The sequence below is a fragment of the Flavobacterium sandaracinum genome (assembly GCF_004349135.1).
Classification (GTDB): domain Bacteria; phylum Bacteroidota; class Bacteroidia; order Flavobacteriales; family Flavobacteriaceae; genus Flavobacterium; species Flavobacterium sandaracinum.
Map to the genome: position 1 here is coordinate 142,972 of NZ_SMFN01000003.1, position 17,527 is coordinate 160,498.

Annotated in this window: 10 protein-coding genes; all 10 read left to right on the plus strand. The window is 31.9% G+C overall.

All coding sequences use genetic code 11. The features are described 5' to 3' along the window. The first annotated feature begins 496 nt into the window (after positions 1-496). Complete coding sequence (locus tag E0F91_RS03955) at positions 497-3,049, plus strand: pectate lyase family protein (protein ID WP_132065055.1); 2,553 nt, start codon at positions 497-499, stop codon at positions 3,047-3,049. A gap of 257 nt (positions 3,050-3,306) precedes the next feature. After that, positions 3,307-4,071 carry a TIGR02757 family protein gene (locus E0F91_RS03960; protein WP_132065056.1) on the plus strand — a complete coding sequence of 255 codons (765 nt, stop codon included), beginning with the start codon at positions 3,307-3,309 and terminating at the stop codon, positions 4,069-4,071. A 751-nt stretch (positions 4,072-4,822) separates the two neighbouring features. Continuing rightward, entirely contained in the window at positions 4,823-5,191 is a 369-nt protein-coding gene (locus E0F91_RS03965; protein WP_132065057.1) for a response regulator transcription factor, read from the plus strand. Positions 5,192-5,222: 31 nt separating this feature from the next. Beyond that, positions 5,223-6,326 carry a HEAT repeat domain-containing protein gene (locus tag E0F91_RS03970; RefSeq protein ID WP_132065058.1) on the plus strand — a complete coding sequence of 368 codons (1,104 nt, stop codon included), beginning with the start codon at positions 5,223-5,225 and terminating at the stop codon, positions 6,324-6,326. A 2-nt stretch (positions 6,327-6,328) separates the two neighbouring features. Beyond that, positions 6,329-7,759 (plus strand): glycosyltransferase family 2 protein, encoded by a 1,431-nt coding sequence (locus E0F91_RS03975; RefSeq protein ID WP_132065059.1) that lies wholly within the window; start codon positions 6,329-6,331, stop codon positions 7,757-7,759. Between the two features lie 420 nt (positions 7,760-8,179). Next, the gene (locus tag E0F91_RS03980; protein ID WP_132065060.1) at positions 8,180-10,732 is read left to right on the plus strand and encodes a T9SS type A sorting domain-containing protein; all 2,553 of its coding nucleotides are present in this window, start codon (positions 8,180-8,182) and stop codon (positions 10,730-10,732) included. 762 nt (positions 10,733-11,494) lie between these two features. Next, entirely contained in the window at positions 11,495-12,568 is a 1,074-nt protein-coding gene (locus E0F91_RS03985; protein ID WP_165930085.1) for a HEAT repeat domain-containing protein, read from the plus strand. Next, positions 12,568-14,010 carry a glycosyltransferase family 2 protein gene (locus E0F91_RS03990; protein WP_132065062.1) on the plus strand — a complete coding sequence of 481 codons (1,443 nt, stop codon included), beginning with the start codon at positions 12,568-12,570 and terminating at the stop codon, positions 14,008-14,010. The genes E0F91_RS03985 and E0F91_RS03990 overlap by 1 nt, the downstream gene beginning before the upstream one ends. Next, complete coding sequence (locus tag E0F91_RS03995; protein ID WP_132065063.1) at positions 14,007-15,278, plus strand: YaiO family outer membrane beta-barrel protein; 1,272 nt, start codon at positions 14,007-14,009, stop codon at positions 15,276-15,278. The genes E0F91_RS03990 and E0F91_RS03995 overlap by 4 nt, the downstream gene beginning before the upstream one ends. Positions 15,279-15,347: 69 nt before the next feature. Continuing rightward, positions 15,348-17,519 (plus strand): DUF4838 domain-containing protein, encoded by a 2,172-nt coding sequence (locus tag E0F91_RS04000; protein WP_132065064.1) that lies wholly within the window; start codon positions 15,348-15,350, stop codon positions 17,517-17,519. Positions 17,520-17,527: the final 8 nt, after the last annotated feature.

Sequence of the window (17,527 nt, forward strand, 5' to 3'; positions counted from 1 at the left end):
AAATAATATTTGATTCCGATAACAGTACTGAAACTAGTTGTTCAGTCGGTTTAATTTCCTTTTATTACTATTATTTCATATAGCAAAGGAAATATAAATTGAAATAAACATTATACCCTAATTATCTTTTTTCCCTCCTTTTTTAATTAATTTTAAAACAATTACAATCGATTACATTTTAATTTTAATGTTGTAAGTAAATAATGCAATATTAAAATAGACAATTATTAATCCAAAAAAAAAAGAACAAACTTCAGTCTGTCGTAAATCATATAAATATACAATAATTAAAAATAATTCTTTCTTAACCCTTTTTATTATTGACTTAAATTAAAATAATCAAGTAAACAAATTAAAAATTTTATTAGAAATAAAAAAATTAAATCTATATTTTATCCAACATAAAAAAAAGAGAAATCATTATTTTTTTTATAAATATTTGCAAAATAATAATTTTATTATACATTAGCGCAATCGATTACATAAAATTCTAATTATGAAAAAATTATTACTTTTTATTACCATCTTATTGGCCTCATTAAACTCTTGGTCAAATGTTACAATTAATGAAACTGGAGGATGGTTAGAGTCTGCTTTTGTGAAATGGGCTCCCGTTTCAGGAGCTGACAGTTACAATGTTTATTATACAGGTGTTGGTCAAATCGATAAGAAAATCGAAACACAGCTTATTCGCAGTTATGGCAGTTATTTTCGTGCCGATGTATTAGGACTAGTTCCAGGAAATTATACCATCACAGTCAAACCTGTAACGGCAAATGTTGAAGGTACAGGGACTACAACTGGTACCATAATCGTTTCAACTCATGACCGTACCGGTTTTGCTTTTGAAGGCGGTCGAGTTCCTGGTGGTTACAAAGCAGACGGTTCTCCTAAAACTGGAGCTGTAATTCTTTATATTACACAAAACACAAAAAATACAATTTCAATGAACATTACCGGTGCTAGTGTAAATCCTTGTGTTGGCTTGCAAAATATTTTGTATGCAATTAAAAAAGGCAAAGATACTCGACCATTTATAATCCGTTTGATAGGTAATATTACTGATATGACTGTAATGGAAGGTGGTGATGTAACTATTGAAAACGCTAACAATGTCAACAGTTATCTAACTTTAGAAGGAGTTGGTGATGACGCTGTTGGTAATGGATGGGGAGTACGTCTTAAATCAGCATCAAATATTGAGGTTAGAAATCTTGGATTAATGAACTGCAACAGCACTGCAGGTGACAACATTGGAATGCAACAAAATAATGACCATATTTGGATTCATAATAACGATATTTTTTACGGTAACGCAGGTAGTGATGCAGATCAAATTAAAGGAGATGGCGCATTAGACAATAAAACTTCAACTTATTGTACGTTCTCCTACAATCACTTTTGGGACAGCGGAAAAGCGAGTCTTTTAGGTTTAAGCGAAGGAACAACGGTTGGGTTGTATGTGACTTATCATCATAACTGGTTCGATCACTCAGATTCTCGCCACCCTCGTGTTCGTTACTACTCAGCACATATTTATAACAATTATTTTGATGGGATTTCTAAATACGGATCAGGTTCTACTAATGGATCGTCTTTGTTTGTAGAAGGTAACTATTTTCGTAATAGTAAATACCCAATGTTGACCTCTATGCAAGGTACTGATATATGGGATGAAGCAAATCAAAAGAATAATGCTGGCACAATGGGAACTTTCTCTGGTGAAGCCGGCGGAACTATCAAGGCTTTCAACAATACTTTTGATGCAGATATCGCCACTAATAATATGCGTTTTGTTGCTTATGGCGACCCTAATCCACTCTATAATATTGCAGGCAAAATTAGTTCAACCATCGATTTTGATGCTTTTGTACCAACTAATCGTGGTGACCAGGTACCCGCTACTGTTAAATCGTTTTTAGGAGCAAATACACACAACAACTTTGATACTGATCCAAATTTATACGTTAAAAATTTAGTCATTGATGAACCTGCAGTAGCCAAAACAAAAGTAATGCAATATTCAGGACGGGTTTCGGGTGGAGATTTAAAATGGATATTTAACAATACTGTTGATGATAAGTCATATGCTGTTATTTTGGGACTAAAAAATGCCCTTACTAACTATTCATCAAATATGGTGGCCATACAAGGCGAAACAGTAGTTGCTGTTAGTAGTCAAACCCTAGCTTCTGGCACAGACAATAACCAAACCGTGGCCTCAAATACAGCCATTGAGTCAATGATTTTTAATTGGGGCGGAGATGCAACCGATGCAACTGTGAGCGGGCTACCTTCATCAGGAATTAGTTTTATTAAAGATATTCCAACCAAGACAATTACTATATCTGGAACTCCTACTGCTAATGTTTCTTTCTCCATTATTACGAGTGGTACAGCAGGTACACCAGCATCAGCTTCAGGAAGTATTTTAATTGCCGGAACTATTCCAAGTGACGAAATTCATAATTTTACAACATCCGGAAAAGTTAGTAATTTTTACACTATTGCAGGAAATATGAATTCCACGGCCGGAATGGTTACATATGATGGTTTAACATTAACTGCACGTTTGAAAATAGAGTCTTCAACATCAATTACATATACTACGACAGCAGTGTCAACCCTGACTTTAGTATTCGATGCTACTTTTACAGGAAAAGTTAAACTTAACGGAGTATCTTATGCTGCGAATGCTGGAATAGTTACCATTCCATCAGTTCCTTCGGGATTAAACACTATCCTAAAAACAGATACTGCAAATCTTTTTTATATTAAAACTATATTTAATAATACATTAGGATTAGCACAAAATGCAGAATTATTAAAATTGACCTTGTATCCTAACCCCGTAACAAATACTCTATTCTTAAATTCACTCAACCAGAAAATAGAAAAAGTAGAAATTTATAGTATAACAGGGGCTTTAGTTAAAAGTATAGAAAAAGATGTAGATGCTATCGATGTGAGCAATCTAAACATTGGCAGTTATTTGGTTAAAGTGAGTACAGATCAAGGTACATCCACCAAAAGAATTATTAAAAAATAAATCTGAATAAATTCTAAATACCAACCTCGTTTAATGCAATTTAAACGAGGTTTTTTTTATAAACATTTATTGGTTCTGTTGAAATTTACCAAAATATGTACTTATGTCTAAAAACGTTTTTACAAAATTCCTCTTCAAAGAAGTTCAAAACTCCTATATTTACTTCCAATAAACTACAACAAGAATCTCTTTGCGATTTTTAAACGAATTGATTTTTTCGGGTAATTTAACAAATTTGCATTATCTGTTCCAAAATTATGACAACCCTAGAACTCAAATCTTTCCTTGACGAAAAAGTCCTGCAATACAACACACTCGACTTCATAGAAAGTGATCCAGTCCAAATTCCGCATTTGTTTTCGCAAAAAGAAGATATCGAAATAGCGGGATTTTTGAGCGCGACAATCGCTTGGGGAAACCGAACAATGATCATTAAAAATTCACATCGTATGATGGATTTAATGGGAAATGCGCCGTATGATTTTGTCATGTCACATACTTCAACTGATTTGGAACGAATGGAAACTTTTGTTCACCGCACTTTTAACGGAATAGATTTTACCACTTTTATTAAAAGTTTACAACACATTTACACGAATCATGGCGGTTTAGAAACGGTTTTTAGCAAACATCAGGAAACCCATTCGATGCAAAAAAGCATCTATGAATTCAAGAAAATATTTTTCGAAATTCCACATCAGTACAGAACCCAAAAACACATATCGGATCCGCTGAATAATTCCGCAGCAAAACGAATCAACATGTACCTACGGTGGATGATTCGACAAGACAATAAAGGGGTTGATTTAGGAATTTGGAAAAGTATTTCTCCCGCTTCCCTGTCCTGCCCATTAGATGTACATTCAGGAAATGTGGCACGAAAATTAGGACTACTGACTAGAAAGCAAAATGATGGAAAAGCAGTCGCAGAATTAGACTTGCAACTTCGAAAATTAGATAGTATAGATCCTGTTAAATATGACTTTGCTTTGTTTGGCTTAGGAGTATTTGAGGGTTTTTAGTACACTAAAGGGACTTTTTAGTTTTTATATCACTATTATATCTATCTTTATACCATATAGTTGCTGTACAATAGTCCCCACTACTGTAATTGTGACATATGTATTTACAAAATTTAACTTAAATTTAACAAAAACATGAAAACCTACTTATGTCTTTTGCTACGAAATAGTATTACGTTCAATAGTCTTTTTCGTCCCCAATCAAATCACTCTCAGACCGGATTAAAAGATTCAATTTTCTGGTTTAATCTTCCCGATGATCTGAGGATAAATTTCATAAAACTTCTTTTTCTTTTTTCACTCGTACATGCTAATAATCTACCGTTATTTATGAATCCTATTTGTGTAAACAAATAGTCATCTCACTATTCTGAATATTATTTATTCTATGTAAAATCCTTTAAATTCTTTACTAAGAGAACAATAACGGTATAATGAATAGTGTATCCCTATTTACAAAACAAGAAATAGTTCGTGTTTTGATGCACGTTGGATTAATATGAACTTTGGTGTTAAATCACTGAAATCAACTCGCCAAAACCAACAGAGGTAATTTTGCGTAAGTACAATGTTTCGTATAGTGTAATTAGAGTTCATGAGCATAAAATAAAAAATAGTAAAATTAAAGCTATGGTAAAAATTTATTTTGATTAAAAATCATAAGAAAAATGGCAGAAAGCCTTAAACATTTACCAACAACCTACTTAAAATTAATATTTTTGCTTTCGCAAAAAAACAAAGCTAATCTAATATGAATAGTGCTAAAAAAATAGTTCTCGCTGAAGATAACTCGATGCTTTCGATGTTGCTTAAATTCAAGTTAGAAAAAGAAGGATATTCCCTTTTTATAGCGGAGAATGGCAAGAAAACAATTGAATTAATTGAAGAACATAATCCGGAATTAATATTAACAGACATTATGATGCCTTTTGTAAGCGGATTAGAAGTAATCAGTCATGTAAGAAATAAATTAAATCTACTTACTCCTATTGTTGTTTTTTCAGCCGCAGGACAAGAGAAAATTGTTCTTAAAGCATTTGATCTAGGCGCTACTGATTTCATGAGTAAACCTTTGAGTCCAAACGAACTAGTACTCAGGGTAAAACGCTTATTGCCTTAATAGTACGGATGAATTACCCCTGAGTTTAACTATGAATACCTCCATTTTTTTGATTGACTATTTTAATGATTCACCACCTATCATTCAAGCAGCTTGGATAATAAGTGGTCTGTTTTTCATATTAATTAGTGGCCTAATTCTTTATTTGAAATATTTAAGAAGCTATCTAAGAAAAAAAGAAAAAATCACTGCTGCGTATGAGCAAGAATACGAATATGCTCTTATCACTTATCTTTATGCTGGAAATGAAGAAGAAGCAATCAGCTTAGAACAACAAGCGATTATTGATTTATTAAAAAATTATGCAAAAGATCCTTTTAAAAGAAAAATTTTAATTGCAGTTTTGGTCAAGTTGAAAAATGAAATCTCAGGTGAAGTTGCTGAGTCTATCCAATATCTTTATTATCAAACGGAACTTGTAGATTATGCTTTATCTCGATTAAGTCATAAAAAATGGTTTGTGATTGCCAAAGGAATCCGAGAATTAAAACAATTTCAGATAAAGGAAGCTTATGATCAAGTAATAATTCACCTAAATCATCCTAGACCAGAAGTCCGAAAGGAGATGCAATTGTATATGGTCAATTTATTTGATTTTGAAGGACTTACTTTTTTAGATTTATTAGAAACACCACTTTCAGAATGGGATCAGATTCAACTATTAGAAGTACTGCAAAAATTAGAAAATCAAAATATTTCTTGCAGCACCTCTTGGCTGCAATCTTCTAATGACTCAGTGATTCTTTTTGCGCTAAAATTAGCCAAAATTTACAATCAATTAGAAGGAAAAAACGAGATCATGCAGTTGTTGCACCATATCAATAAAGAAGTAAGGCTAGAGGCCATTGATGTATTGAGCTATTTAAACGTATTAGAAGCCAAAGAAATTTTAAAATTGGATTTACAAAAACGCAGTGAAGAAGAGCAGATCGCTTTTTTTAAAATGATGGAAAATTTATACGAAAGTAATGACGAATCCTTTATAATGAAATATATCCATGATGACGTTTTTGAAATTAAGGTTGTAGCCTTGAAAATTTTAAAAATAGTCAATAGAGAAAAATTTAGTACTTTAAAAAGCGAATCCTCTGAAGGTTCATTTCTGAAAATCGTTAATTTTATAGAAAAAAATTAAGCATGGGAGATTCTATAATCCAAACTACAATTGAATTATTTCACTATCTATTTTTAATTTATAGTGTGAGTGCTATAGCATCTTACCTTTTACTTGCGGCAATTTCCGCAATAGAGACTATTGAGTACAAGCGTAAAAACAGTTATGTTAATTACAAAGAAATAATGTCTTCAAATAGCGCTCCTTCCATTTCAATTATAGCTCCCGCATACAATGAAAGTTTAAATATTGTTGAAAACGTACGTTCTTTATTGTCTAACCACTATGTAAACTATGACGTAATTATAATAAATGACGGTAGTAAAGACGATAGCTTAGAGAAATTAATTGAAGTGTATAATCTAGTTAAGATAGACTACCTAATCAATGAACAAATCCCAACCCAACCTCTTAGAAACGGAATTTACAAATCAACTAATCCTGCATTTGAAAAACTAATTATTGTCGATAAAGAAAATGGAGGAAAAGCCGACGCTTTAAACATGGGACTTAATATTAGCAACAGTGAATATGTAGCTTGTATAGATGTAGATTGTCTCCTATTAGAAGACTCCCTTCAAAAAATGATTAAACCATTTCTTGAAATAACGGATAGAAAAGTTATTGCTGCTGGAGGAGTAATTAGAATTGCGAATTCCTGTGTAGTAAAAGATGGTAAATTACACGATGTGAACTTTCCCAAAAAACTAATTGAGCAAGGGCAAATTCTAGAATACATTCGTGCTTTTTTATTAGGAAGAATGGCATGGAGCAGACTGAATGGCTTGTTAGTTATTTCAGGCGCTTTTGGTTTATTTGATAAAAGAATTGCGATCAAGGTTGGCGGTTATGATAAAAATACTGTAGGTGAAGATATGGAACTTGTGGTTAGGATGAGAGCCTATATGGAAGAACAGAACAAAAGATATAAAGTAGCTTATATTCCAGATCCGCTTTGTTGGACAGAAGCGCCTGACAACTATAAAATATTTATTTCTCAAAGAAACAGATGGACTCGAGGAACCATCGAAACCTTAAGAAAACATCGCAAAATTGGATTCAATCCAAAATATAAGATCTTGGGATTACTGAGTTATCCCTATTGGTTTTTTTTCGAAAGAATGGCTCCAGTAATAGAATTTGTAGGTATACTCTACTTTGGGATTCTCATTATATTCGATAAAATCAGATGGGATTATGCATTTGCTTTGATTATTTTAGCCTATATATTTACGGTTTTCTTTTCTTTGATAGCATTAATTACAGAGGAGTTAACCTATCATCAATACAAAAAGAAAGGAACTGGTATTCGTTTATTACAAATTGCTTTCTTAGAACCTTTTGTTAATCACCCTTTCATTTTATATGCCGCAATTAGAGGAAATTTAGATTACTATTTTAACAAAAAAAAGAAATGGGGAGAGATGACCCGAAAAGGAATGACCAAAGTTTAAACATTAATAATATAGATCTAAAAAAGTGGAAATTAGAAAATTGATTTCTATAATTATTTTAAAATTAATTGTTCTACTGATTTTTTTATCCGCCTTTCCAATGTTTGTACAAGAAAAAGAATTTAACAGAGATCCATACAGCGCCCTCAAGACTGCATGTGTTTTAGCGTACAACTAGCAACGAAACAGTTAGTACACTCAATTAGGTATCACGCATTAGGAAGAACTATTTAATACTGGTGATTATTATTGGGTTTATTTAGTGGCCCTGACCTAGTATGTGTGTTTAAGATAAATTTGCTTGTGACACGAAATTTGGACTATAAATCAACCGTAACAAGTAAAAAAATTATATTTTAGCCTTGGAAAAGCCAAGAAAGAAACTACAAATAATAAAGTATATTTCAATAAAAAATATTTATGAAAAAAAACTACGCAAAAGTACTATTGATAAATCTTATCTTAATATGTACAACTTCGTTTGGACAAAATACTAATAAATATCCTTTTGCTACAAACAAGGACTTTTTAACCATTTGGAATGGAGAATCTTACGTACCTTTTTTTATAAAGGGAACTAATTTAGGCGTTAGTATTCCTGGCACATTTCCCGGAGAATTGGCTCCTACATACGAACAATATATGCATTGGTTTGGAGAAATAAAAGAAGCGGGTTTCAATTCATTTAGAATTTACACTTTGCATTATCCTCGTTTCTATAAAGCTTTGAGTGATTATAATAACTTACATCCTGACAACCCTTTACTTTTTATGCAGGGAGTTTGGCTTGACGAGGAAGCCCATAATTATAATAATGACTTGAATTTTTTGACTAATACTTTCCAGCTAGAAATCCAAGACAATATAAAATGTTTGCATGGGAACAACACAATTCCAGAGCGATTCGGAAAAGCTTCTGGTGAATATACAACTGACGTTTCAAAATGGTGTCTGGCATACATTATTGGGAGAGAAGTTTTCCCGCAAGAGGTAGCAACAACTAATCTTTTGAATCCTAGCAACACCCAATTTACTGGTAAACATCTTAAAATAACGAATGCTACACCTGCTGAAGAGTGGGAAACTAGAATGATGAATTTCGTCCTTGAATTTGAACAAAATACTTTTGACACACAAAGACCTGTTAGTTTTTCAAGTTGGCCCACGTTAGACCCATTGAAGCATACTGGCGTAGTAAATGACCCCGAAGATAGTGAGCAAATTGATTTATCTAAAATTGAAATTGTAAATGCTCCAGCGGGGATTTTCTTGAGCTATCATGCCTATCCGTATTATCCTGATTTTATTGGTGATCAAGCCTCTTATCAAAGTACTTCTGATAATTTTGGCCCAAACAGTTATAAAGCCTATTTAAAAGAACTTAAATCTCATTATACCAAATTCCCTTTAATTATTGCCGAATATGGAGTTCCTAGTAGTTGGACAACGGCACATTACACCTCATCTGGTATGAATCACGGTGGATTTGACGAATACAACCAGGGACATGCAAATATGAGAATTTTGCAATCAATTTTCGATACTCAATGTGGTGGTGGTATCCAATTTTCACTTATGGACGAATGGTTCAAAAGAACTTGGATTGCAGATGCTTTGGATTATACTCCTGAAAGTAGAGTGTTATGGCAAAACCTTAATTCTGCTGAACAAAACTTTGGTTTGTTGGGCTTCGAAAAAGCCTCTCAATTTAAAACTTTGAAAGACAACAGTGCAGATGCCGTAACCAAAATAAGCGCAGATGCGAACCTCAAATTTTTGGAGATCAAGCTCGATTTAAAAGAACCTTTTAAAACCATTGATGAAATTTGGGTAGCCTTAGATACTTATGACACAACTCTGGGAGAATCTTTGCTTCCAAATGGAGCTACCATACCCAACAGAAGTGAATTTGCTTTGAAAATAACCAATCATTCTGCCGAATTATACGTTACCGAAGCTTATGATACTTTTGGTATTTGGCATAATGTTTCAACAGCAAACCAATTGTATCGTTCAACAGCCACTAATGGTAAACCTTGGAATATAGTTAGAGTTAAAAACAATGGAACTAACTCGAATGCGGATATCCAATACATAGGAAATTTACAAGTAAATTATGATTTTCAACCCTATTCTTCTAACGACGGAGTAACTATTGACGATAAATCAATTCATATTCGTTTGCCTTGGAACTATATCAATTTTGTAGCTCCTAATACTAAAACCGTATTGAATGACATCAAAGAAACCCCGTCGAAAGAAGAAGCAATTACTGACGGAATCAAAATAAATGCTTACTATAAGCAAAATTGGTTTCAGCACGACAGTAGATTTATTTGGAATGATTGGAATGCGAATGATTTAAAAAATATTTCAGAGACAAGAAAAATATCTTTTTACGTGATGCAGGACAATTTACAGAAATTTAACACAAGTGCCATCAGTGTAATTGATGAGTACACTTTTGATGATGGTAAGTATCCTGCCTTTGTCAATGCTCCTTTCGGCTTGCTCAAGAACGACTTTGACTTAGACGGAACAGAAAAAATGACGGTTGTTTTTAAAAATCCTAAAAGTGGAATTTTAAATCTACAAACCGATGGCTCATTTGAATATTCTCCTATTGTTAATTTCGTAGGCACAGATACTTTTCAATATGCAATTTACGACGGTTATAGTTTATCTACACCTACTACAGTGGTACTAAATGTAACAGAACCTAACCTAAATAATAACGCTGTTCAAACACAAATTAATATATATCCAAATCCAGTAGCTGAAATTTTAACTGTGGAAGTACCTACAAAATTTGATGAGTTGATGATTTTTGATGCCACTGGAAAAAAAATAAATTCATATCCTAATTTCGATAGAACTGCAAACATAAATTTAGGCAATCTACCCACTGGTATCTATTATCTTGTAGGCATCATAGACGGAAAAACAGCTACAGCTAAAATCATCAAGAAGTAAGTTTTTATTTAGCAAAAAAAAGGGGCACACACCTTGTACATAAATTTCGGAAGCTTTTTTAGACTGTTTCTTGCCTCGAAAAAAAGTTAACAACAATGAGCTCGATATAATATCGAGCTCATTGTTGTTAAATCCAATTTAATTCATTCTTCCTCAAATAGACTCGAATTGAAACCATCAACATCTTAAGTTGAAATATCTTTAAAACAACATGTTAAAATGGAAATTTTGACTTGCTTATTGTCTACCCTAAATAGAAGATCTTTTTATCATAAGAAATAAACATACAAGCTCAAAAGAACTAATAAAAAGGATATAAAATCGTTACCAATTTGACACCCTGTCTATTTTTAATCTTACTAATGCACTTTAACTATACATTTTAAGATTGCAACACTTTTGGCGCAATAAATTGAGAAATATTGATAGGATTTAAAACATATCTTTTGTTTGGTGAGATTACGTGCTTTACGGGATTTAATTGCTTTACATCGGAAAGTTTTTTTTTAGCTATCAATAATCCATAACTTTGTAAGCAAATAAAGTAAAACATGTCTTAAAAATCATTTAATGATTTAACGTTTTAATTTCGTCCTTGTTTATACATTTTCTTTGTCCATTTCTAAACTTTAAAATCAAGAAAAAATTAATTATTATCATAATCATCAACAGTTATAAAAACGCGCACATTCCGCCCATGAAAACTAAAAACTTTATAATTTCTATGTTAATAGTAATAAATTTATAATACCAGATCATCAAATGCAACCAATCATCGACTTGTTCTTTTTACTACTAAAAAATTATATTATACCATTTCTTTTATTATTAACTGTACTTTTGATAATTTTCCTGTTGTTGAAACGAATTCACTTTGAATATACCATGCCAATTCGAGCGGCCCTAAGTGACAAAGTAGAGATTTTTTTGACTGAAATGATTCTATCAAATCACAACGATGAAAAATTAAAAAAAGAATTATTGCAATTCAAAAAAGAAGTTCCATTTCATAAATCTTGGTGTAAAGAAATGATTATTAATGCAATGATCCAATTTAAAAGAAATTTAAAAGGAAGAGCAACTGAGCAGATAAATACATTTTATCAGTTCTTAGAACTAGACAAATATTCGGAAAGCTTGATAAGTAATTATAGAAGCTTTTATAAATGTGCAGGCTTTTATCATTTTCAAGCTTTAGATTATAAAAAAGGAAGTATATTGATAAAGCCTTATCTAAAAAACTCTAATATTGTAATTCGGTCTAATGCTTATATGGCTTACATCTCTTTAACCGAAAATTACATGAAAGGTTTAATAAATCAATCTGCTATTATTTCACATCTGAACTTGATCAAAATTATGGATATTCTACATGAAAAAAAAATACCATTACCTAAAAATATTGATAAGTGGATCCAAGCCGATAACAATTCAGTTGTTAAATTAGGTTTAAAAATAATGGTTTTCTTCAATTATAGAAATAGAGTTAAAGAAATTATAGCTTTGACTAAAAGGGAAGACAACAGTGTAAAAATAGAGGCGATTAAAACAATCAAAGAACTATTTTTATTTGAAGCAAAAGATGAATTGACACTGCTGTTTGATAACGTAGCTTTGCAAGTTCAGTTAGAAATTCTAGAAACATTAATGGTAATAGGTGATGTAAATTTAATTCCATTTTTAGAAAATATAATTCAGAAAACAACCAATAAGGATCTTAAATTAAGAGCCGTAAAATGCCTAAACGAAATAAGCAACACTCAATTAGAGATTTTAGCTACAAAAGATTTTGATATCAATAAAATGATGCAACACGCCAGAGAAATATACCTATAATGAGAAATCAGATTGCACATCAATTCTATTACGTTTTTGAAATATTTATTTCAACTTTCTCACTTACCTATATTTTATTTTACATTTTTCTATCCATTCTTTCCTATTATGCCATATTAAAACATCTAAGGTATCAAAAATATATTTCGGAGGATATTCTTATCCGATCAAATCATTTGCTAGGTGTTTCTGTAATTGCTCCAGCCTTTAATGAGGGTGTAAGTATTGTTTATAATGTAAAATCATTATTGTCATTAACATATCCCAAATATGAAGTCATTATCGTCAATGATGGTAGCACAGATGATACTCTAATGAAGTTAATTACTGAATTTGAGTTGGTTAAAGTTGATTTTTATTATCAGGAAAAGATTGTGACCAAACCAATTCGTGGACATTACAAATCGACTAATCCCATTTATTCAAAACTAATGGTTGTGGATAAAGAAAATGGAAAAAGTAAAGCGGATGGATCGAATGCAGGAATCAACTCATCTCAATATCCTTTGTTTTTGTGCACAGATGTCGATTGCATTCTGAAAAGGGACACAATATTAAAATTAGCGAAACCTTTCATGGAAAATGAAAAGCGTGTAATTGCAACAGGCGCTGGCATCCGAATTTCAAATTCCTGCGAAGTTAAAGATGGTTTTTTACACAAAGTCCACTTCCCCGAAGACTGGTATCCTAGATTTCAGGAATTAGAATATGTACGTTCTTTCCTTTTTGGCAGAATGGCCTGGAGCCAAATCAATGGTTTGCTATTAGTTTCTGGAGGTTTGGGTATGTTTGATACAGAAATCGCCATCAAAGTAGGTGGATATTGGCATAAATCGTTAGGTGAAGATATGGAACTGATTACCCGAATGCGAAAATACATGCATGAAAATAAACAGAAATTTTTAATTAAATATATTCCTGAATCTCTTTGCTGGACAGAAGTACCTGATACTAGAGAAATATTAATCAGACAAAGAACTAGATGGGCACGTGGACTAGTACAAACGCTTTTCTTACATCGAAAGATGTTTTTAAACCCAAAATATGGTAAAACAGCATTTTTGATTCTACCCTTTTTCTTTGTGTTTGAATTCCTAGTACCAATAATAGAATTAATTGGAGTTGTAATACTAACTATAGGTTTTTTTAATCATTCCATCAATGTTGAATTTTTACTAACTGTAGCTTTGTTTGTGTATTTATTTTATTTTTTAATTACGCTAATATCTATTTTAATAGACGATTTATTGTACAAAAGCTACGCTAATTACAAAGAACTATTAATATTAATTTTTATGGCCATCATTGAACCATTTGTATATCATCCTCTAAACGTATATGCGTCTTTAAAGGGATATTGGTTTTTTATTAGACAAACAGAACAAAAATGGGGCGTAATGATTCGAAAAGGATTTGCAACAACTGAAAAAGTAACATCATGATTCTAAACAAAATTATAAAAATCGGTAGTATTTTCATCTATCTATTATTTCTATGCAATGCTGACGCAACAGCTCAAAAAATTAATACTGATAGTCTCCTCACGGTCATAATAAAAGACATGCAAACCAATAAAAACTATCAAAAAAATATTGAAAGAGCTTTGTTAGGAAAGAAAATTGCTCCTAATTATTTGGATTATTATTTAATCCTTGGAAGAAACTATGATTTTTTGCAAAAAAAAGATAGTGCCCGGTATTACTACAACTACTACATCCAAAAAAATCCAGATAACGAGGATACATTCAACTACTTAATTAATCTTGAACTAGAGGATAAAAAATTTAACGATGCCGAAAATATAATAGACAAAGCCCTTACAGCTTACCCCAATAATAAAAACTTTGAACAAAAGAAACTCTCTTTGTACCAATTACAGAAGGATAGCAAAAAAGAATATGAATATTTAAAAATATTACAAGCAAAATACCCAAATGATAATGCCAATACGCAACTCATTCTGCAACTAGAATCAAAACGTAAATCAGATCGATTGGGGCTCAATTATAGCTACACTACATTTGACCGAAAAGGTTATGGACCATGGCATTTAATGGGTTTTCAGTATATAAGGGAGCGACAATGGGGTTCATTGATTGGAAGTATTAATTATGCGGATCGATTATCATCTGGACAAAGCATTGCTGATGGGATTCAATATGAAGCCGAATCCTATTTTTTCACCGGAAAAAACAATTATTCGTTAGTAAGTGCTGCATTCAGTAATGATCTTGTTTTTCCAAAAATAAGATTGGGCTATTCATTTTATCAAAATTTTAAAAAGGGCTGGGAAGGAGACTTAGGGTTGCGCTATTTAAAGACACAGGATGGGACAGAATTTAATACAATTGTTGTTGGAATAGGCAAATACATTGGATCCTCTTGGATAAATTTACGAACTTTCATTCAAGCAGATAAAGAGAATTTTTACCCGGCAATAACCTTGACCATGCGGTATTATTTTGAAACACGATTTGATTACATAAGTTTGACTTCAGGATATGGATCTTCCCCAGAAGACCGAACAACTTTAGGACAGTTCAAAGAAAGAGTTTCATTAGATTCCTATCGACTAGGTGCCGGCTATTTCAGAATGTTTAACAACCATTATCTCATGGGACTTCAGGTCAACTACAATGATCAAGAATATGTCCCTAACTTGACACAAAATGAATTGGAATTATCATTAATGTTCCAATATAAATTTTAAAATATGTCCAATCAGCGCTTGACCTTAATTTACATTTTGTTTTTTTTGGTTCTTGGTAACTATAAAACTATGGCTCAGTCTGAAATCATCATCGATAATAACTCGGAGGTAGTAAATACGATCCAATTCTTTAATGACAACGCAAAACCAGCTGCTATAATTTTAAAAAAATATTTAGATAAAAGCTTTTCTAATCCTTTTGTCATTCAAAGTTATGCAGATCATTCAGCCAAAAAAATTGCGCAAATACATCTAGAAGTTACAAATTCAAAAAATATAAAAGATGAAAATAGTTTTAGCATAAAAAGCGATAACAACACTATCTTTTTGGCTGCAACCAATGAAAAACTACTTCGTTATGCCGTTTATACTTTACTTGAAAATTGGGGTTTTAGAAAATTCACTGCAACAGACCTGTATATCCCCAAATTAAAAAGAATAGTTTTTCCAAAAAACACAACCCAACTACATACTCCTTCATTTGAATATCGAGTGATACTCTATCCAGATGCTTTTGATGAAGATTTTCGCGATTGGCATAAATTAGACTGGCATTTGGACGATTTCAGCACATGGGGACATTCCTTTCATACCATTTTGCCACCAAAAGAATATTTTAAAACAAATCCTGAATTTTTTGCTTTATATGAAGGGATAAGAAGACCCGAATCAATATGTATGACTAATGAAACTGCAGTAAAAAATGTCATAAAAAAAATAAACCAAATTATTTTGGATAATCCCAAAGCATCATTCATTTCAGTCAGTCAAAATGACGATGCGGTTTATTGTGAATGTAGCAAATGCAAATCACTCAATGAAAATCATGGAGGACCACAAGGCTCGCTCTATTTCTTTATGAATAAAATTGCAAAACATTTTCCTAAAACTAAAATTGTAACATTAGCATACCAGCACACTTACAAAGCACCGATAAATTTAAAAATAGAGCCTAACATTTACACTTTATTTTGCCCGATAGAATTGAATCGAGGAAAGTCAATCGTAAAAGATCCAACCAGCAAATCCTTTGTCAAAATAATGCAAGACTGGAGCAAAACGGCTTCTCATTTGTATTTATGGGATTATACCGTTCAATTTTCGAATTACTTATCCCCATTTCCAAACATTCATACTTTTTCTGATAATTACAAACTATTCAAAAAAAACAATGTCAAAGGATTATTTGCACAAGGTTATGCAGATGTGCCTGGAGATTTTTCGGAATTAAGGCAATATCTTTTAGCCAAATTATTATGGAATACTGAACTAGATATTGAAGCTAATACCGATGATTTTTTAAGAGGCTTTTATGGAAATGCAGCTACTTCTATTAAAGAATATTTAAATCTATTGTCCACAAACCAAGAAAATTCAAATCGCGCATTAGAGATTTACTCCGGACCAATCCAAAGTAGGAATACTTTTCTAACTCCAGAAGCGATGGATCGTTACGACCAACTATTAGATGAGGCTTCAATGGCAGTAAACGAAGATCCCATTTTATATTCCCGAATAAAAAAATTACGCCTTACATTAGAATATGCATTTTTTGAGCAATCTAAATTTTACGGCAAAGAACAACACGGTATGTTTAACGTCAATGAAAATGGCGATAAAGAAGTCAAACCTAGACTCAATGAAAGAGTATCTAATTTTGCTGAAGCATGTAATGAATTCGGAATTTATGAACTGAGCGAAGAAGGATTAACTCCCGACCAATATTATAAAAACTGGCTCGAAATCACGAAAAACACCGCTACACATATTGGAGAAAATCTTGCAGTTAATTTACTTACACCACCATCAACAGAATATTCAGGGAAAGGAAGTGCTGGACTAGTTGATGGAATAAATGGCCATAGAGATTACAATATTAATTGGATTGGTTGGTACGGAAACGATCCTGAAATTGAAATAATTACAAATAATTTAGATTTTAATCAAATAAAAATTCATTTTTTAGATAATCAAAGAAATTGGATTTTTCTCCCCCAAAAAATTACACTACTAGGATATAAAAATAAACAATGGAACTTGATAACTGAAAAAAAATTAGTAGCTTTAGCTGATATTTCCGAAGTACAAAGCAATGAAATTACTATCACAGATGATAGTTTTAGAAGGTTTGAAAAAATAAAATTAATAATACAAAATCAAGAAAACTTACCGAGTTGGCGAAAACGAAAAAATAAAAAACCAATGGTAATGATTGATGAAATAGAACTTTACAACAAATAAAATAGCTC